Origin of the sequence: Pantoea sp. E2023-21 (genome assembly GCF_051302795.1) — a bacterium.
Taxonomy (GTDB): domain Bacteria; phylum Pseudomonadota; class Gammaproteobacteria; order Enterobacterales; family Enterobacteriaceae; genus Pantoea; species Pantoea ludwigii_A.
Genome location: NZ_CP195345.1, coordinates 556,354 through 577,635 on the forward strand (window position 1 = coordinate 556,354; position 21,282 = coordinate 577,635).

General features: G+C 52.0%; 11 protein-coding genes and 3 pseudogenes. 2 read left to right on the forward strand and 12 right to left on the reverse strand.

Translation table 11 applies throughout. From position 1 onward, the window contains the following. Positions 1-10: 10 nt before the first annotated feature. The 6 genes and pseudogenes from ACRQ84_RS21565 to xerC form a co-directional block, all read right to left on the reverse strand. The gene (locus ACRQ84_RS21565) at positions 11-586 is read right to left on the reverse strand and encodes a TetR/AcrR family transcriptional regulator (RefSeq protein ID WP_483818045.1); all 576 of its coding nucleotides are present in this window, start codon (positions 584-586) and stop codon (positions 11-13) included. Continuing rightward, positions 583-1,176: an NAD(P)H-dependent oxidoreductase gene (locus ACRQ84_RS21570; RefSeq protein WP_483818046.1), complete on the reverse strand. Its 594-nt coding sequence runs from the start codon at positions 1,174-1,176 to the stop codon at positions 583-585. The genes ACRQ84_RS21565 and ACRQ84_RS21570 overlap by 4 nt, the downstream gene beginning before the upstream one ends. A 62-nt stretch (positions 1,177-1,238) precedes the next feature. Next, positions 1,239-1,691 (reverse strand): GNAT family N-acetyltransferase, encoded by a 453-nt coding sequence (locus ACRQ84_RS21575; RefSeq protein WP_483818047.1) that lies wholly within the window; start codon positions 1,689-1,691, stop codon positions 1,239-1,241. 475 nt (positions 1,692-2,166) lie between these two features. Further along, positions 2,167-2,499, reverse strand: coding sequence for an Imm45 family immunity protein (imm45, locus tag ACRQ84_RS21580; RefSeq protein WP_483818048.1), 333 nt, complete (start codon positions 2,497-2,499; stop codon positions 2,167-2,169). A 1-nt stretch (position 2,500) separates the two neighbouring features. After that, a complete protein-coding gene (locus ACRQ84_RS21585; RefSeq protein ID WP_483818049.1) occupies positions 2,501-3,448 on the reverse strand; it encodes a hypothetical protein in 948 nt (315 codons plus the stop codon). Positions 3,449-4,094: 646 nt separating this feature from the next. After that, positions 4,095-5,150 (reverse strand): annotated as a pseudogene (gene xerC / locus ACRQ84_RS21590) (site-specific tyrosine recombinase XerC). Positions 5,151-5,473: 323 nt separating this feature from the next. On the opposite strand from xerC, the gene ACRQ84_RS21595 reads away from it, so the two are divergent. Further along, a complete protein-coding gene (locus ACRQ84_RS21595; protein WP_483818050.1) occupies positions 5,474-5,629 on the forward strand; it encodes a SymE family type I addiction module toxin in 156 nt (51 codons plus the stop codon). Positions 5,630-5,676: 47 nt separating this feature from the next. Here the strand turns inward: ACRQ84_RS21595 and ACRQ84_RS21600 are convergent, their stop codons facing one another. The 3 genes and pseudogenes from ACRQ84_RS21600 to ACRQ84_RS21610 form a co-directional block, all read right to left on the reverse strand. Next, a complete protein-coding gene (locus ACRQ84_RS21600; protein WP_483818051.1) occupies positions 5,677-5,877 on the reverse strand; it encodes a hypothetical protein in 201 nt (66 codons plus the stop codon). Positions 5,878-5,879: 2 nt separating this feature from the next. Continuing rightward, on the reverse strand, positions 5,880-6,788 hold the full coding sequence (locus ACRQ84_RS21605) for a VENN motif pre-toxin domain-containing protein (protein ID WP_483818523.1): 909 nt from the start codon (positions 6,786-6,788) through the stop codon (positions 5,880-5,882). A gap of 153 nt (positions 6,789-6,941) precedes the next feature. Next, positions 6,942-7,901, reverse strand: a pseudogene (locus tag ACRQ84_RS21610) (hemagglutinin repeat-containing protein); the annotation flags it as partial. Between ACRQ84_RS21610 and ACRQ84_RS21615 the strand changes: the two are divergent. After that, positions 7,892-8,491 (forward strand): annotated as a pseudogene (locus ACRQ84_RS21615) (tyrosine-type recombinase/integrase); the annotation flags it as partial. The pseudogenes ACRQ84_RS21610 and ACRQ84_RS21615 sit on opposite strands and share 10 nt — an antisense overlap. A gap of 625 nt (positions 8,492-9,116) precedes the next feature. Here ACRQ84_RS21615 and ACRQ84_RS21620 read toward each other — a convergent pair. From ACRQ84_RS21620 to ACRQ84_RS21630, 3 genes are all read right to left on the reverse strand, one after another. After that, positions 9,117-9,434, reverse strand: a complete 318-nt coding sequence (locus ACRQ84_RS21620; protein WP_483818052.1) for a hypothetical protein — start codon at positions 9,432-9,434, stop codon at positions 9,117-9,119. 196 nt (positions 9,435-9,630) lie between these two features. Beyond that, positions 9,631-9,999 (reverse strand): DUF596 domain-containing protein, encoded by a 369-nt coding sequence (locus ACRQ84_RS21625; protein WP_483818053.1) that lies wholly within the window; start codon positions 9,997-9,999, stop codon positions 9,631-9,633. Continuing rightward, positions 9,996-21,272 (reverse strand): hemagglutinin repeat-containing protein, encoded by an 11,277-nt coding sequence (locus tag ACRQ84_RS21630; protein ID WP_483818054.1) that lies wholly within the window; start codon positions 21,270-21,272, stop codon positions 9,996-9,998. The genes ACRQ84_RS21625 and ACRQ84_RS21630 overlap by 4 nt, the downstream gene beginning before the upstream one ends. Positions 21,273-21,282: the final 10 nt, after the last annotated feature.

The window sequence follows — 21,282 nt, forward strand, 5'->3', positions numbered from 1 at the left end:
GGATTAACGGTTATTGGTGACGTTCAACCAGCGCCAGAATCAGCGCCTGAAGTTCCGCTAATCCTTGCTGCTGGCTGATATCGCCGCACACCACTGCATTGGAAATCGCATCGGCGGCGCCTAACATTCCCCACATGCTGGCTTGCGGCAGCGATGCTTCAGCAAACCAGCCTCGGAATTTTTCAATGAAATCGAGCTGGTATTTTCGCTTCACTTCCGCCAGCTCCGGCGAGCTATCAAGCGCCGACAGCACATCCGGAATTTCACGTCCCTGCGTCAACACGCAATCGACGTAACTCGACGCCACCACCTTAGCCCGCTCGACAAGACTGGCACCGGCGGCATTCATTGCCGCCTCGATAATCGCGTTCTGGCGCAGATCGAAATCCTCATACAGCGCCGCGAGCAGACCGTGGCGCGTGCCAAAATGATCGTAGACCACCGGTTTACTGACGCCAGCCTCTTCCGCCACGCGTCCTAACGTCAGCGCATCGCTGCCTTGCGCGCGCACCAGATTCCACGCCACGCCAATCAGCTGCTGACGACGTGCCTGATGTGTCATGCGCTGGCGAGTGGGTTGATTCATGCCGGTTCCTTAATGTGAAAAAGTCGCTGTCCAAGCTGATCTGCCAGCGCAAAGTGTGCGTCGGGATAGTTTTCATCGGTTGGCAGCAGCAATTCGCTGGTCACTACCGGCGCGCCGCAATAGCCAAAAATCCCCTCATCGATCTGCGTGCGCATGCTGCTGAAATAGCCGCGACGCACATACGTACGCTGGCTGGCGGCGCCCAACGCCAGCAGATGGACGTTTAAGTGGCCTAACTTTTTTACCACGGTTTGGCCGTCATCCTCATAGGCCCAGCCTTGGGTGAAAACGCGATCGATCCAGCCTTTCAGTTGCGCCGGGAACGACCACCAGTAAATCGGGTAGACCAGCACCAGCGCATCCGCACGATCCAGCCGCTGCTGCTCGGCTACGACATCGGCGGGCGAAGGTGCAGCACTTTTGAACTGGTCAAAATCGGCCTGGTTGAAGCGCGGATCAAACTGCTCCGCCGCCAGATCGGCGATTTCATAACTGTGGCCACCCGCAGCAATACCTTGTGCAATCTGCGTGACAATGTGGTGCGTGTGTGAATTTTGGTCCGGATGAGCAGTAACGATCAGAGCATGCATGGCAACAACCTCCGCAATGAGTAAGCTACTAGTAGTAACTTACCATTGGTAGGTTGTCAAACTCACAGCGTTTTAGCAAAGCAGATCGATTCGTTTCGGTCGATGTATGGTCCGTAGTTCTCGATCTGGGTGTAGCCGGAACGGTGATAAAAGGCCACGGCACGGCGATTAATTACGCGGGTTGAAAGCCGGATTTCGCGGTATTTCATGTTTTTGGCCAGCGTTTCCAGATACTCCAACAGCGCGGCGCCAACGCCCGGCACGCTACGATCAGAGTACATGCGCTTCACTTCAGCGGTATGCTTTGCAAGCGGTCTCAACGCCCCACAACCCACGGCGTTGCCTGCTTCATCTCTGGCCAGCAGCCACAACGAACGGTCGGTGTTTAGCTCCTGGGCGCTGAAATGACTTTTGCCGTTATCGACGGTGATCACCGCGAGTTCGGCCGATAGTTTCTCTACCAATAACTGGGATTCAGATGAGAGGGGATCGGCTTGCTGGATTTTGATGTTCATGAAGAATAGGCGTTCCTGATTTAAGGGCTGGGACATTGAACAACACGTCAATTAATGAATATCATAAATATGTTAAATTGAATGCCTGAATACGCATTCATAACCTGTTAATCTTATCACCTGTATTCTATCCGCAACTCAACAACAATCCGTAACCGTTCAATTGTAGCCAGCCAACATGTTAATTCACGCATTCGTTAACTATAATCTCAACGACAATTTCAAAAAACGTAACTCTTGAACTCTTAACTCATGCCTCACCCGTTCGCTCGTCTACGGTTATTGATTTCTATTGGTACCGTGGGCATCAGTTATTTCGAACTAGCGTCGAGCGGGCGCAGTTAAGCATTCTGAAAAGTAATTCAGTAACATTTGGAGCTCTCCGCCGTATCCGAGGTGATCCAGCTACGGCGTCGAGAATATGTGGCTTTAGAGCTTAAATAGAGATCCTGAACAGTAGACCGTGATCTATATGTTACTCGATAGGTGTTGCTATATATCGACCAATTACATGAACATCATTGACATCACATTCTGGATAGATCCATTTTTCCCAGTTATCTATGACCCATTGAGTACTTAAGCCTCTGGCCTCTTTTAACTCACTTTCCTCTGGTAATAAAACAAGTATTAGCCCAGCCTTATGGCCCGATGAGACCATAAGACCATTAGACCGATCACCCCCAGACATATCGAATACCATAAAATCAACCAGCTCTTCATAAGGCCATTCTCCGGGAAGACGCAAAATAGTTCCATGAACCAATGCCTTACTAGGATAATTAACCAATTTCATTACGTTATTCATATTACTTAACCTTCAAGTCATGACTACCGGAGGTATCTTTACTACCTTCAATAAATTTCAATCCCATATCAACCTCCCCTTGGTGTTTACCATTTTTGGGATTAACTAACTCAAAACGACCATGCTGTGTATCAAGCGCATAAAGATTACCATCCGAGCCTTTATAAACATCTCTATTGTTCATTTTGGTTAATTTGTTATCTTTTACCCAGCCATTACTTTGAGCAACTGAACTGGCCATTTGCTTGACTTGAGCAACTCTTTCCCTCGGTGGTAAACCAACCAGACTCGCTTCATAATGATTAACTTGCTGCCCATTGGGTAGTTTAGTTGTGTTGGCTTGACTCGGTTTTCCAGCTTTTCCCATACCGCCTGTAACAGCGGCCATGGCTACACCAGCCAAGATTTCAGCTTTCTGGTCATCCAGGCCATACATGGTCTGAAGCCGTTGAGCAAATTCAGTGCTGTTGACAATTCCTGATTCATCTATCTGCTGCATCAGCAAGACCGATAAATCGTTCTTCATTGCCCTCGGAATATCTTCACCCAGCGCTCTGTCGATCGCTTCATGAACCAACATAGTATTAGCTGGGATATCACCGTAATTTTCTTTACAAGCCTTCGCATCTGAAGCACAAGTAACGATTAGCTCATTACGTTGTTTCAGGCTCAGTTCTTCCATTTCTTTAACGATCTGACCGCAGTCACCGCGAGCTTCACATCCTTTCGCTCTTGCAGCGAAATCATCAATCTGCGGTGCACTCAGCCCATTATTCTCCACAACAACTTTATCCGGTGCAGAGCCAGCCGTCGTACAACGTTTTTTCCTGTTCTTTCCACAGGTTAGAACAGGTTTTCCCTGTAGCGTTTTCCGGACCGTAACTTTTTGCCCCGACGCGCTTTTTTCGCCCGTGCACGCTACCGCCAGGCCGGGGCGTCCTGCCTGCACCCGCGCATTTTAACAACACCGTTCTGCCTGACATTACCTGCGTTCATCGCGGCGGCTATCCGGGACACAGCTTGTCTGTGGGCCGGATTGCCGCCTGCCGGGCGCGGGCTGGCGAGGCCCGCAAGCGACGGAACGGCGCTATGAGACGCTGAAGGTTGAGCCAACACACGTTTTGCATGTCCGCACTCAACCTGGGCGAGGGCGGAAGCGGGCGAGGCGTGAACGAGCAACGCAGTGCGAGCCGCCGCAGCCAGACGCAGCGGGCGGGCATAAAGCCCTTTTAGCGGAGGCCGTCAGGCCGACAACCGCTTTGCCTTTACTCACTGACGATGATGCGGCTGACGCCGCCAGGAGGGCGGCCGCACCCGCAGTTCAACGCGGGGCGCACGCCATAATGCAGATTATGCGCACACGAGCGCGTGAGGGGATTAAGACCGGAGGACGCAGCTGACCGCGAGAGTGCGTGTAATCTCCCGCATTATGGTGAATGGCCGTATGGCGGCCACGCCGGACCGGTATATTCTGCAACGCCCGCGCCGCTGTGCGGCCATTTACCCCCGCGCTGCACAGGGATTGATGAAGGCAGATCGCCGCCGGGAAGCGGCGCTCTGCCGTGCACGGAACAGCCGCACTAACAGGGAGCCGGCTAACCCTGCGGTATCAGTGGCGGCGCCGCTGCTGCGTCCGGCTCCGGGATTTCCTTTTGCTCTGCCGGATGCGTTGACGCGTGTACCGCCTGAAGCGCGCGTATGCTGACCTGCGTGTAGATCTGCGTCGACTCAACGCTCGCGTGGCCCAGCACCGCCTGTATCCAGCGCAGGTCCGCACCGTTCTCCAGCATCTGCGTGGCCATCGCGTGCCGGAACAGGTGGCAGCTTCCTTTGGCGATACCCGCCGCTCTCAGGTACGGCACCACCGCCATCGTAATGCCGCTCGCCGTCAGACCGGCCATGCCGTCCATTGCCAGGAACAGCGCTCTGCAGTCAGGAACGACGAGCACCTCCGGGCGCACGTGCTGCAGATAACGTTGCAGCCACCACAGCGCCCGTTCGCCCACCGGGATAACCCGATCCTGCTTTCCCTTGCCCTGCACGATGGTCAGTATTCTGCGGCTGAAGTCCGGGCTGTAGATCGCCAGTTTTTCCACCTCACCACGCCGGATACCGGTTGACCACAGCAGCTCCAGCAGCGCCCGATCGCGGATGCCCTGCAGCGTCGTCAGGTCACACAGGCTCAGCGCCTCTTCAACCTACTCCACGCTCAGGATAGTGCGCGGCAGGAGCTTCTCCAGCCTCGGTAGCTCAAGGTCGGCGGCGGGATTCGCCAGGATAAGATGCTGCTGCGTCATCCAGCGGAACCACACCTGAAGCGGCTGTAGCGTGGTGCGCTGCGTCCGGGTGGTCAGCGGTTCGCCGTTGCTTTTGCGGTAGCCGTACAGGTAACGCTGATAGCTTTCCAGAACCGGGCGCGTGACGTCAGCCGCATAATACAGTCCGCGTTCACCGGCCCAGCAGATAAAGCGGTAGCTGTGATGCGTCTGTACCTTCAGCGTGGTCTCCGACCAGTTACGCTCCCTGCGCCACTTCACGAACCGCAGCAGCAGCGCATACAGGCTTTTCGGGTCTAATGCCGGGCCGACCGGCTGGCGATACACGTCATCAACAGTAAGCAGCCGGTTCGGACCGGTTTTGCAGTTAGCCATTCTTCACCGCCTGCAACGAAGGCGATGGCGACGGTAACGTCCCTGTTTTTTCTTTTATTACCACGTTTTGCTCAGCCCCGACCGGTTCAGGTTGTGAGCCTTTCACGGCATGGCCTGAAGCCGGTTTCTGATGCTCCGACCGGCTGCCGGCCGCACCCCGACCGCTGGCCGGCCGGAGCTCAGTCACATCCGACCGGCACGTATCGCCTTCGTCAGCCGCCACGTTCAACCCGCTAACCATCAGCAACTAAGCGAGGTAGTTAACCATGGCTGCGCAACATCATAAGTCAGAACCTGCGGCACCCTAAGCCCGGCGTTATACGGTGGGTTATATCAGAGATGCGAGGAAGTTTGAGCCGTCACCGTCCATTACGCTGAAGGGCCAGTGGATGGCGGCGCTGGGGTTTGAGACCGGGCAGAAGATCGAGGTGATCACACAGCCGGGGCAACTGATCATCCGGCTGGCGGTGGAAGGATAGCTGACTGACAAAATAAAGATCCCGGCTCGATGGCCGGGACTTTGTCATTAAGAGAGCATTTTATCTAATATGCTTCCAATTTTGCCCAGCAAAGCTGCAACCTCATTTTTTTCAGCGCCGATTCTTGTTTCAAATTCAGCAATATCAATACCATTACAGACTTCATTCAGCGCTGAATTTAAAATCAGCAGCTCTTCCTCTGTTATATTAATTTCTGCATTTTTCTTTGTTACTGATAATAAATCCATATTTACCTCAAGCTATCAAAGTAGGCTCTTCCATTAACTGGTCTGAACGCAGTGCCGCCATCACCAGGTTTAGGGTTACGTATCACTACTGTGTTTGTCGACTGATCCCAATAAGCTGATCTTCCACCACTTAACTCTTTGACAGAAGTTGGATTTTTGACAACATTTTCGATGTGTTGAGCAAACTGCTCTTTTGTCTTTATACCCAAATTAGAGAATTCATTTTGCTGAATAACATGCTTTTCGAAAGCATGCCCATTGGCAATTTCTTTTCCCGTTAATTCGGCATTCAGATTTTTACCATTGGCAGCACTATGAGCTTCATTGTTTCTCGCATTTTCCTCGTCCTGCGGCTCCCAACCACCTGGCGTTCCAGATCCCGTTCCACCCAGCTCGGCTTTATCAGCATCCGACAGATCCTTGCCAATATTTGGCTGGCTCTGCTCCTCACTACTTTCTGAAGAACATGCTCGCCCAAAGGAGCATTGAGTCGCCTTGTCCATTACATCGCCAAGATCTTTAATGGCACCTTCAAGGCCTGATGCTATCTTCTTATCCGCATCCTGTTTAACCTGGTCGCCAGGACCAACAGGTACCCCCGGAACAGGAACTGGCGGAGCTGGTAGACTCAGCGCATTATTCTCAACCGCATTCTTACCAGCCTGAGCTCCGGATATTGCTCCGGATGCACTGTCACTGCCCACGCCAGCAGCAATACCCGAAGCCAGCGTCGCCAGCGCGCTCAGGTTTTCCTTCTGCTCCGAGGTGAGTTTATCGCTGTCAGAAGTACCATAAAGCGCCAGCGCAATTGCCGGGGCAGCCAGCTCTCCTGAGACGGCACCCGTCGCGCCCGCGACCGCACTGCCTCCGCTAAGCTCATCGATAACGCCACCTAAAATAGCATGTGCCATCAGATTGTTAAGCTTTTGTGTATTCGTCAGCGTGCTGTAATCCGCGTTATCCGTTGTGATTTCTTTGACTTTAGCCGCAAGGTAAGGGGCTGCGTCCTGTGCCAGCGCAGCTTTAATATCTCCGCCCGCTTTTAGTCCGACATCACCTTCCGCCGCCAGCGCTGCTGCCTCGCTGGTAATATCCTGCCCGGCTACCAGCATCAGGTTGCCGCCGCTGGAAACGGTCGTGCGTTCAGCACCGGAGCTATGAGTTTCCTTGTTACCTGTTTTACGGCTTTCGCTGGTCTCGATGCTGTTGAGACTGAGGTCGTGCCATGCATTGAGCAGCAGATCGCCACCTGCGTTCAGTGAGGCACCGGTGATGTTGATATCGTTGCCGGACTTCAGGCTGAGCGCATCCAGCGACGTAATCGCCGCAGTCTGGCCAAGCAGCGTCTTGCTTGCCTGCACAGGCCCGCTGCCGCCGATTGTCCACTGCGAACTTGCGGTAGTGTTATTGATGTCACCGTTGACAGCGTTCTGCGCCACGATAGTGCTGGTGCTGTTGGTGATGTTCCCGCCGGAGAGCGTCACGTTGTTTCCGGCAATCACGCTGCCGTTGTTCATCGCAGCATCTTTTTCGGACAGGCACACTTTCGGCACCATCACCGTCTGACCATTCACCGAGGCGGCTTCCCACCAGATGATACTTTTATCCAGCGAGGCAACCTGTTCTGCGGTAAGCGACACGCCAAATTGCAGGCCTAAAGCCTGCTGTGACGCGGCGGCGTTATCCATCAGGTAACGCATCTGATCCAGATCGGAACCCACGCCATTCAGATAGCGATTGCCGGTCTGATTCAGCACAACATTGCTGACGTAGCGGGTATCAAAGGCCGCATCGCCGAGGAAGCGGTAATCGTTGTCTGACTTGAGATTCAGCCTGTCCAGCAGATAGGACGAGCCGAGGAAGGTATTCACGTCGGTATACTGCTGACGGCTTTCCTGTGGCGCGCTGCCAGACTGTTTACCCAGCAACTGATTGAGATCGCCAAACAGGCTGGCGTCCAGATGCCCCAGACCGTTTAATTTCGGGTTCACGGTGATGAGATAGGGACTGCTGCTGGTCAGGCTACAACAAGATGCAGCAGCACCGCGATTTGGCATTTCTGTCTATGGCATATGCCACGTTGCTGCGTGTCAGCGAACTTGGACGTCTGCGCGTGCGGGCTCTCTCTCGCGCACAAGATGGCCGAATCATTCTTGATGTGGCCTGGACCAAAACGATTGTGATGACCGGTGGCCTGATAAAAGCGCTGGGCGATCTGTCTTCGCAAAGACGTACGGAGTGGCTAAATAAATCAGGGCTGATTCACAAACCGGATGCATTTATCTTCGGTCCTGTTCACCGTACTAATTGCGCGACAGCTGTATCGCTAAAGCCTTTGCCTACCCGCGCGCTGGAGGATATTTTTGCCCGAGCATGGCGTGAAGCTGGCCCCGGGCAGGATGCGCCGCCAAATAAAAATCGATATCGGAGATGGTCGGGGCACAGCACTCGCGTAGGCGCTGCGGTCGATATGGCTACAAAAAAATGCAGCACTGCGCAGATTATGCAGGAGGGTACTTGGAAGAAGCCAGAGACAGTGATGCGATACATTAGGCATGTTGACGCTCATGCCGGCGCTATGGTCGACTTCATGGATAATTACGCTCGAAGCTAAAAGCTTTAGTGCAGAATTCTTTACCACTACACGGCTCAACTGCTAAGTGCTTAGTCATCCTGCCTTTCATGATGATGTCCACTCCGGTTCATTTCCTCGACTAACTCAAATATAAAGTTGGTGGTTTTAGGTTGCAGGCAACAGAAAATATTTCTCTGTATTATTTGCCTCTCTCCTATTAGCGCCTGCACTGAAATTAAGCGCGCAGCGTCTCTGATTGATTAGTAAAATCGTAGCGAAAGCATCTCCTGGTACAGCAAATGGAATTTCTCTTGTGCCATTTGGACGGTAGCCGTTCTTCAGGCCGGCCAGGTTTTGGTTAGAGTGTGATTCTGCCGGTCATAACTGTATCGAAGTGATGAATTGTCGGGGATCTCGAGTGCCGACTATGCATCAGCACGCTACTCCTTGCTCAAACGCCATCATAATCTTATTTATATGCGTGTGGACGACCGGAAGGCATCCAAAATGGCGGGCTGAGCGCTTCGATGAAACACGAAGTTCACAACATCATAATTATGTTAAATATTGTGTCAGGAGTCACACCCGTCACCGCGCGATGCTTTCATCTACTCAGACGGCACCCAATTTTTTGGGTACCGTTCAACTGTGGGTAGGATTATTGTTACTTAATGGGGTAATTGTAATGCGAAGGTATTTTATAATCTTCAGGTATACCAGGCCAATCAGAAGATTTTAATAAAGCATCAGCATCTTCTTTAAATGCATCAAAAAAACCTGATAAATTCATTGAGTATACCCGGATATAAACCAGCGCCGCTTGTATTGTAACCTTATCATCATTCAACCAGGCCTTTTCTAGAAGCTCCTTTGCATGCCCAAGAAATTCAAGTCCACGATGAAATGAGGCGCATTGTTGAGCTTTATAATCAATCAAAAGTTCATCTTTATCTATTGGTTTTTTTGGCAAAACCTTCGACAACTGAAGATAAATTTCTTTTAATTCATCAAAATCAATTTATTTAATCATTTAGGCAATTTCTGTCCTTCAGCATCAGCTGTACGTCATCCGCTCATCACCTGCCTTTTTTCACTATCCTTTTGCAGGTAACGGCTCGTGGAGTGGCGCACACTACTCAAGGAGCTCTTTGCTGGTGAGGGCTAAGGATTACATGTCATTACGTCCAGATTTCTTCACCTTCAGAAGTAATCCAAACGATGCCGGCTGGCGCTTTGACAAAAAACCACATACCAAACTCATCTAAATCATCATCTTCATCTTCTGATGGATATGGAGGCCAGGAAGATTCCAATTCTCTTAATTGCTGCTCAATTTTCCCTTCTAAAAATAAACCATCTTTAGCTAATTTTATTCTTCCTTCATTCAATAATTTTTCTAATAGAATAAAAAATATTTTTTTCCTCAAATTATAGTTTTCAGGTTTATTTGCGCACTCAACGCTTATGTGTTGCCACATTGTCCCCATCGACAGCCCATACGAAGTAACACTAACATCATCACATACTTTATCAATGGAATCTGTCATTTAAACTTAACCTCAACTCTTCTGCCATTGTTAATAGATGGAGTTAAAATATCTATAGTCCATTTGGCACCTGTTTGTTGCGACGAATTTGAAAAGTCTCTTAATGTCATAGTGCTGCCAGCATTAGGACCTTCAGTTATTTTAATGGAGTAGACAGTTCCTTTGCCAGCGATGTTTTTTCCATCAGGCATATTTCCTGACCCAGTAATCTGCTTAAAGTAAGTCATTACATCTGCATCAGACGCACCTTTGAATACTGGAGCACCGATACTTGTTTCAGGATCTGCAGACATTGTTTTTCCATTAACTGTTATTTTAAAGTCTTTGGGCTGCACAGACAGGTTATTGAACTGAAGTGCTAAGTCATTTATCTTATTTTTGGCTTGCTGTTGCAAGATACTGCCTTGCGGCTTACCGCTCAGGTCGACAGCGTTCTTACCATTCTGCCCGATCTTGTCCAAAGCAGTTTTTTCAGCTTCAACCAGCGATGCCGTATCTTTAGCTGCAACTGAAGATTCCTTCGCACCTTTCAATCCATAGGCTGCGCCGCCTATCGCCGCAACAGTATGAACGCCTGCCATTGCAGTATAGAGGCCGTCCGCTATTTCTTTACTGATGCCCCAGTTTTTAGCGATTCGATTAACATCTGCCTCGCGCTCTGCTTTCGCATCAGCGCTGGCGTATTGCCAGATCAGAGTATCTACCTGAACTTTACCATCTTTGTAGACGGTACCCATGTTACCAATATACTGGCCGTCGAGTTTCTCGTCATAGCTGCGACCCATCACGGCCAGTTCCTGCCGCATCCCATGACAGGCTGACGAAGTCAGATTCTTACACGCCGAATCCAGTGCAGCATCAAATGCCTTATCCTTCGCGTTGAGGTCAATAATTAACTTCTCTGCTTGCTGCTTTTTCTCTCCCTCCAGATAAGGTAGCGACCATTTTGCATCTTGTCGTACTTTATCGTCCGCCGCATACAGTGCGTTATTTTCTGCAGAATTTTTTCCTAACTGAGCAGCATTAACCGCTTGTGAAGTATTACCGCCGATTGTGGCACCAACAAGTCCTGATGCGAGTGTGCTCAGCGCACTGATGGTCTGCTTCTCTGTTTCGGTTAGGCCGTCGACCGTTTTTCCCGGGTATAACTGACCCATCACAATTTGTGCCATCAGCTCACCGCTGACGGCACCCGCTGCTCCGGCCAGCGCGTCATGCCCGGAGGCATAAGAGGCAATGGCTCCGACTACGGCATGCGCCATTGCCTGCGCTTCAGGATTGCCGCTGGTATATTTGTGAATCTGTTCTGCCAGATAGGGAGCGGATGCGCCACTGATAGCCTGACCAATGTTATTGCCTGCCAGCCCTTGCATTGCAGCCGTTACGGCCTGAATGCCCTGCTGCACAGCACTGCCCGTTCCCAGTTTTGTTGCATTAAACGCGGCATCATAATTGTTCTGCCAGGCCTGCTTAGCGATGTCATCGTTACCTGCTGTCTTTCCTAGATTGGCTTTTTCCCAGTCGGACTTCGCCTTAGCAAGATCCGACGCGCTCAGGGAAGACATTTTCTCATTGGCCTCCCGCGTAGCGATGATTTGGCCCTGTGTACGCGCTATATCACCCACCTGCACGCCAATTTCGCCAACCATCTGCGCGGTTTGCAGGCGCTTTTGCTCTTTCTCTTTATTAAGGATCGGACTGATGCTGTCGTTGGCATGCTCAGTATCACGACTCAGGTCACTCATACTCTGCTGCTGGTTAGCCTGATCGCGAACTACAATCGTACCTTCAGCCACAGCAGATTGCGTAGTGCCTTCGGCATGCCCCTTACCGCCAGCGCCGGCAAGCAGTGTATTTGCCATATTACCGGCAAACTGCCCTCCCATACTCCCGCCTGAACTGATGCCTGCACCCTGGTGCCCAGTCTTATAATTCGCTTTATTCTGTATGTCGGAAAAGCCCAGCGTTCCCGTATCGAGAAGGTTTTTAGCAGCATCTGCCTGACTGGCAATTACCGCGCCATTCAGTTGCGTGTGGTTCCCCACAGTAATATTAAAACCGCCTGTACCTGCATAGATACCGCTCTGCTCCAGCACGCTGTCATAATTGCTGTGCATATTATCCTGGCTGGCGTTGATGTAACCTGACCCCGTCATAGATCCGAAGGTAAAGCTTCCTCCTGCGCCAAAGCTGGCTTGTTTCGAATCATACTTATCGCTGTCCTGTAGGCTTGTTATCGTCAGATCGCGACCAATATTTGCGTTGACACTATTACCATTCACCTGCGCACCACTGAGCAGGGTATCCCGGCCGCTAATAATTGATACGTCTCCTCCGCTGTCCAGCGTAGTTTCACTCCAGAAAGTACCGCTACCCTTTTCACTGCCTTTTGCACCATTCACACTGGCAAAAATACTGATCCCGGCACTTCCTGAACCTACACCAATACTTACACCGACCCCTCCGCCGCTACTGCTGTTTTTACCGGTGGTCTGTTGCGTATTTTCGGCAGCAATAAGTTGGATATCGTTAGCGGCCTGTAACGTCGTATCACCTGCGGCCTTCAATTGCCCTCCTGCAATCAGCAAATCACCACTGCCAGAATGGTTCCTTTCGCCTGTTGCATTTATGACCAGATTATTGCCGGCATTAATGGTCGTTCCGGTTATCGTATCGGTTTTTTGTTGTTGCTCAGATTTTGAATGCTGAGTTGAATACGACAGGCTTATGCCTATCCCGTTAGCAGGATTACCCTGTTCCTGTGAAAGCTGATTTGCCTGGCTGGCTTGCACTCCTGAAAGAACCGCTTTCGTGGCTTGTAGGGCGGCCAGACGGCCATCGCTTTCCTGCCTGGCTGACTGTGTTGCTGCAATAGCACTGTTCGCAGCTTCGGCTACCGCGCCTGACAGTGCCAGCGTCAGCCCGCTAGAGCGCTGTTCAGAACGTTCATCAATCTGGCGAATATCATGACCTGGCAGAATTGAAACACTGTCTCCCTGCAGGGTAATATTGTTTCCGGCAACTACATCCGCGCCAGCTATTTGTAATTTATCGCCGGCTCTGATTAAGACGTCGCCACCGATACTGCCTATCGTGCTGATACTCTGGCTCTGAGTAGCCCCTTTCTCCCGCATCTCATTCATTGAGTGGCTGCTGCCCAAAGTAATACCCAGCCCACCAGAACCTGAGATACCAATCTTCTTCGACTCAGAGTAACGCCATGCGGTATCGGTATTGGTCGCCGCCAGGATACTGACGCTGTCACCTGCATCAAGAGTTAATTTGTCGTCCGCTACTATTTGAGAGCCTTTAACCAGCAAATCTTTATCTGCAGAAACCGAGACATTTAGACCACTGAGTAAAGTCCCTTTTTCATTGGTGGCGCTGTCCTCCTGAATCGTTTTCGTTTTAATCCGGCTCAGATGATCGTAACGTGTTTTTGTTTGCTCCTTGTAGAAATAATCAGATTCCCCTGCAGTTGTCAGGTTGACGTCAGCTCCAGCATTAAGGGCAATATCGCGTTTAGCGCTTACATCACCAGCAACAATGTTGATATCTCGTTTTGCGTTTAAGCTGATGTTCTCTCCTGCTGAAAGCGTCGTACCGCTTTGGCGTACCGTATCACTGATAACAGTCTGTCTTCTGTAATGGCTTTCAGTGCCTTCACTTTGCGAATTTGCATTAAGATCTATATCGCGGCCTGCGCTGAGAGTTATATTTTTTCCGGCAGCCAGAATAGCTGCCTGGCTTGTGATGTCATTACCTGCAAAAACATTCAGATTGTTACTGCTACTTAGCGTGTCCTGACGGGTACCCGTTGAATATGAATTTCGTGATGTGCGGCTTGTATGAGTTTCCTCCTGGCCGGAAAGCAGGTTGACATTACCACCTGCGATGAGCGTAGCATCTTGTTCTGCACTGAGAGTACTGGCTTCTATCGTGAGATCTTTCCCAGCCTGTAAATGGATTTCTCCTGAAACATCCACATTGCTACCTGAGCCAGATTTCAGGCTGAAATTTTGCCAGCTGTCTTTCAAGACAGCCATATTGTGGTTTGCCATAATATTCAAGTTTTTCGCGGCATTGAGTGACGCGTTCTCATCAGCGCGAACTGAAGCTCCCTTGATATTGATGTTGTTTCCGGCGTTTATAAGTAGATCGCCACTCGAGTAAATATTTGCTCGTTCTTCCTGCTCAGTGAAGCGGGATAACACGAATTGAGAACTGTAATCAATATCTTTCATCAGAGTGATGTTATTGACATTTCCCTCAATGCTTTCGAGAGTAACTTTTTTCCCTGAAATGGATGAGCCGATATTATTTATATCGCCCAAAGCACTCAGATTCAATTCTCCGCCTGACTTAATTAATGAACTGTTTTGGTTACCGATTTTAGTTTTGCTACTAACATACAATTTATTGGTGGCTGATAATGTACTTGAATTATTTTCAATGTTTTGGCCCACGATGCTTACGGTATTACCGGCAATCACGCTTCCATTGTTTACTTCAGTGTCTGATGCCACAAGATAGAGTTTAGGTACCAGAACCGTTTCACCATTAACAGTAGCGGCTTCCCACCAGAGAATGCTTTTATGAAGTGAGCCTATCTGCTCCGCGCTGAGTGAAACGCCCGCTTTCAGACCGAGGGACTGCCCTGCCTCTGCGGCATTATCCATCAGATATGTCATTTGTTCGAGATCTGAACCCAGCCCGTCAATATATTGCTTACCGGTCTGACTCAGTACGGCATTACTGACATAGCGGGTATCGAAAGCAGCATCTCCCAGCAATCGGTAGTCAGACTCAGGTTTCATACCCAGTCTGTCCAGAAGATATGTTGACCCCAGAAAAGTTTGTTTGTCAGTATATATCGGAGACGTCTCTAATGGACTTTGTTGGGGCTGTTTACCGAGTAGTTGATTCAACTCACTGAAAATCCCCTTATCGAGTTCCCCTAGTCCGGCTAATTTAGGGTTTACAACAATGAGATAGGGGCTTTTAGGATCAGCAGAGACGTTGAAATATCCATTAGTGCTCTGAGGTATCGGATAGGCCTGAATATCAACTGACGTTCTGTTAGTTAAATTCTCTTTCTGAGCAATGGTGCTATAGGGGCTATCCTCTAACTTTTTAGTAACTTGTATTTCTTTAAATTTTTCACCGATTCCAGCCAGACTTTGTAACCCTGTTGCTTTTTGGCTCTGAGTATATAGAGAGTTACCGCCATTTACCGCTTGTAATGCGTCTGTAAGCTGATCAGTCCATGATGGACTACCGGGTACGACACTACCTGCGTCAATTAATGCAAGGCTTTCTAAACCTTTGCTAACGGATTGCGTCGATAATAAGTCAATGCGTGGGTTCTTGAGCAATGGCGTAATCGTGCCACGTACATCAGATGAATCACTGTTGTTAAGAATGTTTGTAAAATTTGTTTGAAGATTTCCATTGGACTGAATCACACCGTGTATAGTGCTTCCTTGTTCTGTACGATAGGAATCAGTCGCGAAGGAATATATTTTATCGTCAAACTTTACAGGCAGGCCGTTATAACTTGACGAGCTGCTATCATATTCAGGGCTTAAGAAAGTATAATCACTTGGTTTAATTTCTTCATATACAAGATAGTAATTTTTAATAGGTGTGTAACTTCGCCATACGTTTTGCGTTCCTGAGAGATAGGACTGGTTGTTAAGTTCGACACCATCCATGTGCATGTCTTTTCCAGCAAGGATGTAGCTACCTAGGTTGTCCACTCTTCCCAGTTGTCCATAAAAATTACGGCCTGCACTGATCCTTCCTGCCTGACCTGTTACCTGCGTGCTGAATATGATTCGAGAAATTAATACTTCTTTATTCTGGTCTAAATTTACAGGGAGGGGTGCGACCGAATAGTAGTCCATACCGGGCGCTTTCTGGTAAAAATATTTAAGCTCATCAGCTCCAAAAATATTCAAAGGAAGGGCATAAACTCCCTGCGCACCATGAATGCCAAAAATGTTGGTGCCGCTGAAAAATGCATAGTTTTCCTCAAAATCCTCCCTTTGTGTGGGGCCGACAGTCAGAGAGGCCCATTGATTAAGCAGATGCCCAGTCTTAATCGTGATATCACCATTCTGCGACTCAATGGTTCCCGAAGTATTGATCACCTCGCCATTGGCATTCCCCGCCGCGTCGCGCTGCATCCACACACTGTTGCCCGCCAGCATATCGCCGCGCTGGTTTTTAATGCTGTTAGCGTAAAGATAGAGATTCTGCCCGGCATACAGCAGCGCCGTGTTCACAATGCTGCCCGGTGAGGAAAGGGTGAGATTACCGCGGGTGCCGGTAAAGCCGTTAAGCGCCACGTCGCTGCGGCTGGTAAGCGCCACATTGCCACCGCCCTGCAGCGTGCCCGCGCTGTTCATGTTGATGCGCTGCCCGCTCAGGCTGCTGTCGCCAGTTCCGGTGGTGAGCTGGCCATTGTTGGTCAGATCGCCGCCTGCGCTCAGCGTCAGCGCCTGGCCCTGCAATGTTCCCTGGTTCTCAATTGCGCCGTTACTACTGATAGTCAGGCGATTCCCTGCGGCCAGCGTGTTGCGTGCGGTAAAACTGTTGATGAGTTTGAGCGTTGCGTCGTCCAGCGCCACCACCTGTCCAAGCTGATCAAATCCCGTGCTTTCCAGCAGCAGATTCCCGCCGGTGAACAGCTTGCCCGCGGCCTGCTGGGTCACATTTGTGGCTTTGACATTCAGCTGGTTGACGCCCAGCACCGTGCCGTTGTTAGAGAGTTGCGCGTAGTTCACCGTCAGGTTTCCGCCCTGTGCGATGCCCTGGTTCTGCAGGCTGGTGCCGGTGAGTGTCGCCTGCTGATCCGCCATCAGTGTGCCGCTGTTGCTGGCGCTGGCCGCATTGAGGACCAGCTGCGAAGCCTGCAGCCAGCCGCTGTTGACCAGCTGTGGCGCGCTGAGCGTGAGATCCGCTGAAGAGAGCACTTTGCCGCTGTTGTTAGCCAGGCCGCTGGTGGTAATACGGCTGGTGGCTCCCTGGATCACGCCGTAGTTATAGAGTTCGGGCGTGGTCAGCGTCAGGCCGTTTTGACTGAGTAACGTCCCGCTGGCGTTATTGGTGAGGCGTCCGCCGGCGTTCAGCTGCAGGTTGTTGTCGCCCTGCAAGCGCCCGCTGTTGGTGACGCTACCGCTGCTGAGTAACAGATTCTTACCCTGCATCCGGCCCGCGTTATCCACGGTGGCTGCATGCACGTCCAGCGTGCCACCGCTCAGCAGCGCCGCGTTTTGCTGCTGCGTCAGTGCGCCTGACAACGTTGTGGTCAGTCCTTCTACGCCCGACATCTCGCCGCCGTTGTTAAGCGTCGCGCCCTGTAACGTCAGGTTGCGGGCAATCCACTGTCCCTGATTGGTGAAACTAAGCGCATTGAGCGCGGCATTGCCGTTCGCCGTGATTTTGCTGCCAGAGGCGGACGTCAGCGCATCGCTGAGGTTAAGCGTCAGATCGCCTGCGCTCTGGATTGCACCGTTGTTGGCAAGGTGGGTGGCGTTCAGCAGGATCTGCTGTCCCTGCCAGCTGCCGTTGTTGGTGATGACATCACCGGCAATGTTCAGCGTGCCCTGCGTCAGCAGCTGACCGCCAGCATTGTTGATTAATTCCCGTGTGGGCTGCGACTGTAGCGCCAGCATGCGGAAAACGCGGGTCTGCGCCGGACCGATAGTCAGTGATTGCAGACCAATCAGACTGCCCTGATTAGTCACGCTGGCCGGGGTAATTGCGAGCGTTTCGCCCTGCACGCTGCCACTGTTATTCAACGCACCGCCACTCAGCGTCATCGCCTTATCCGCCAGCAGCGAGCCGCTGTTGTTCAGGTTCTGCGCGCTGACCTGTGCCGCGCCCTGCGACAATATTTCACCGCTGTTGCGCAGCTCACCCGCAACGTCAGCTGACACACCTGTGGTGCCCAGCAGCGAGCCCTGATTCTGCCAGCGGCCTGCGTTGATTTGCGCGTTGTCACCCTGGATTGCGCCCGCCGTGTTGAGGTCGGCAGCGTTCAGCAGCAGGTCACCGCCGGTCAGCGTTTTGCCGCCAGTTGCCTGTGTTAAAGCGCCGCTCGACTGTGCATCCAGCGAGGATGTTCCCTGCCATAGGCCACTGTTGCTGAGGCTGCTGCCGCGTAACACCAGACGATCGGCCAGCACTTTACCGCTGTTTTGCAGGTTACCCGCAGTCAGGCTGGCGTTGCCGCCCGCAGTCAGGCTACCACGGTTATCCAGCAGCCCGTCAGATTGACCTTTGAGTGAGTCAATACCGTAAACGGTGCCACTGTTGCTCAGCGAGCCAAACTGATAGTCAATACTTTGGCCCTGCCACACACCGGCGTTGTCACCGGTTGCACCTTTGAGCGCAACAATACCGTTGCTCAGTAGCTGTCCCGCGCCCAGGTTACTGAACTGCCTGAAATCCGCGCTGAGTCCATTGTCACCCTGGAGCAGGCTTTGATTCTTCAGCACATCACCTGACGCATTCAACTGCTGTGCCGCAATCGAACCGCCATTGTTCAGCTCGCTGGCATGAATATGCGCCTGGCGCTGCGCAAGCAAAACACCCTGCCCGCCGTTGTTCAGTGTGCCGCTCAGGTCTGCATTCAGATTGGTTGCGGTGATGCGGCCGCTGTTGTTCAGGTCACGTCCGTTAATGCTGAAGTCATCAGCCACCTGAAGCAGGCCCGCATTGGTCAACTTTACCGGGGAAAGCGTCAGCGAACCGCCGCTGATAAGCTGACCGCGGGTGGCGTTAGTGATATCCGCGCTGTTCAGTAAGAGCGCGCTGTTGCCCTGCAACAGCCCGGCGTTGGTCAGCAGCGGTGCGGTGATGCTGATGCGGTTGGCCGCCAGCGTACCGCTGTTAGTGATGTCGTGGCTGATGAGGGCAAAATCGTTCTGGCTCAGCAGCGTGCCGCGGTTATCCAGTGCCCCGCTCAGGGTGCCAAGGAACTGCGTGGTCGCCTGGGCGCTGCCGGCGTTCTGCCAGCTTTGCAGCCGCATATCAAGCGTGTCGGCCTGAACGCTGCCCTGATTATCCAGGCTGTCAGCATGAGCAATTAGCGTGCCGGCACTCAGTAACTGGCCGCTGGTTTTATTACTGAGCTTATCGCCCATCACGGTCAGTGCATCACTGCCCTGAATCAGCCCGCTGTTAACTAAGTCTCCCTGAAGGGTGAGCGCCTGCGCCAGCAGCCAGCCGCTGTTATCAACGGAATCTGTTTTAAGCTGTAAGCTGTGCTGACCAAGGATTTTGCCACTGTTATCAAGCGTTGCAGCGTTAATTACGCCATCACTCGCACTCAACGCGTTGCCGCTGTTATGCCAGTTGTCTGCCGTTACCGCCAGTTGCTGTCCCTGCAGTTGGCCACGGTTAGTGAGCGTGTCTGCTGAGACTGTCAGTTTGCCGTCACTCAGTAACGTACCACTGCTGGTTATCGCCTTGCCGCTAGCCTGCAGGGATTGTTTACCCTGCAACGTGCCGCTGTTGTTCAGCGTGCTGGCATCAACATGGGTTGTTGCTGCGGCGATTTGACCGTCATTGGTCAGCGTATCGTTTTGAAGATTGAGGGTGTTATCAGCGAGCAGCAGACCACCCTGCTGATTATTCAGCTGCGCATTTGAGGCAAAAAGGCTGGCAGCGTTGATTTCGCCGCTGTTGGTGAGCGCGTCGCCACTCAGCGTCAGCCCTGCCTTGCTGGTGATGAGCCCGTTGTTACTCAACTGCGGCAGATTGAGTGCAAAGCTGTTGTCCGAACTCAGGGTGCCGCCCGCCAGATTATTCAGGCGGTTGCCGCTGTAGGTCAGCGCTTTGCTGCCCTGAATCAGCCCGCTGTTATCAGTTTGCAAACTGCTGAGTGAGAGCACGGGCGCTGACAATACGCCCTGATTCAGCATGCTGTCGCTGCTGAGGTTTAGATTCTCTGCGCCAGATATGGCCGCGCCCTTACCATTCTGCAGACTGCTTGTAGTGATGCCGGTGGTGTTAGCGGCCAGCATGCCGCGATTATCAAGTTGTTTTGCCGTGATGGTTAAGTTGTTTCCAGCAGTCAACTGGCCGCTGTTGCTGAGCCGATCCTGCGCCTGCAATCTGATATCGTTGCCGGCTTTCGCGACGGCATTGCTGTCCGTAACAACGGTTGCGCCACTGAGCTGAACATCACGTCCTACCGTGATGCTGGTGCCATTAGTGGTGAGATTTCCTTTCGCCGTGATGCTGACTCCGGCGTCGCTGACCAGCGTGCCTTTGTTGAGCGTTGCATCCTGCTTTGCACTGAGCGTGACCTGTCCGGAAGCTTTGTTTTCGCCACCGAGCGTCACTGCTTCAGCATTCGCCGTCAGCGCACCGCTGCTCAGGCTGTTATTCAGCGTCAGTTTGCCGCTGGCATCGAGCTGAATATCACCCTGTTTCGCCACCAGGTTACCGAGGTTAACGCCCACGCCCTTTTCGCTCGACACCAGATGAATACGATTGGCATACATGCCGCCAAGCGCGCCGGTATCGACCGCTACCGACGGTGCCGCGCCCTCACCGGCAATCGGCGTTACCGAACCATCCGCACCGACCCGATTAGCTCCCACCGTCACCGACAGATCTTTCGCGTGGATCCCGGCGTTGATCTCCGTTGCGCGCGCGACAATCGACACGGCATCGGCATTGCTGCCGTCCAGTCCCTGACCTTCGACAATCACCGATCCTTTCGTTACCTCCAGCGCCGCCAGATTGCCATTTGCATCCAGCTGCGGTTTACCGGTGGTCAGCGTGACGTTTGGCGTATTGATAAAGCCGCAGCCGTTACAGGTGATGCCATACGGGTTGGCGACCATCACATTAGCGGCTTTGCCCGCCACTTCGGTGTAGCCCTGCAATTGTGAGCGGTTGGCACCAACGACTTCGTTGATGATTGCCTGTGCTTCGTGACCGGCTTTCAGATTGGGGTTGTTCTGGACCAGGCCGCCAAGCTGCGTCTGGGTAAGCTGGCCGGTGGCGTTATTGAGGATCAGCCCTTCCTTACCGACGTTATACTGCTGGTACTGGTTGTGCGAAATCCCGGCGCCGTTGGGCGTCGCGATATTCACTACCGGCACGCCGTTGCCGGCGGCATCCATTTTCGTACCTGGCGTGACGGGCGTGATTTGTGCCGCCATCGCCGGCAGCATCGGCTGCACCGCCAGCAGATAGCAGATGACATAGCTCAGCGCGCGACGGGCGAGGGAAACGGGTTGACGATCGTCCATAATCTTTGCC